The organism is Pantoea sp. SIMBA_079, from assembly GCF_046940275.1.
GTDB classification, from domain to species: Bacteria; Pseudomonadota; Gammaproteobacteria; order Enterobacterales; family Enterobacteriaceae; genus Pantoea; species Pantoea borealis.
In genome coordinates this window covers 1-270 of the sequence record NZ_JAWRYR010000344.1, presented here as the reverse complement: position 1 = coordinate 270, position 270 = coordinate 1, and the positions used below count along the sequence as shown (strand labels likewise).

Genomic DNA, 270 nt, shown 5'->3' with positions numbered 1-270 from the left:
ACACCACGTGTGCAAGAACCGCTTCGAACTGGGCATCCGCGGAGGGCTGCCCGGCGCACTGGCAGAGCACCTCGCCTACCCTGCCGCCTACCTTCACCCGCTTCCGGACTCCGTCAGCGATTCCGCCGGCGCCCTCGTGGAACCGGCCGGCAATGCGCTGCGTTCGGTGTGGGGGGCCGACCTTTCGCCGGGCGACCGGGTCCTGATACTCGGTGCGGCGACGATCGGACTTCTGGTTGCCCTCTTCGCTCGTGCCGCCGGAGCGGAAGT

The 270-nt window shown here is 69.3% G+C and carries 1 pseudogene; it reads left to right on the top strand.

Annotation, left to right across the window (positions count from 1 at the left end):
* Positions 1-270, top strand: a pseudogene (gene tdh / locus SB719_RS20295) (L-threonine 3-dehydrogenase); the annotation flags it as partial.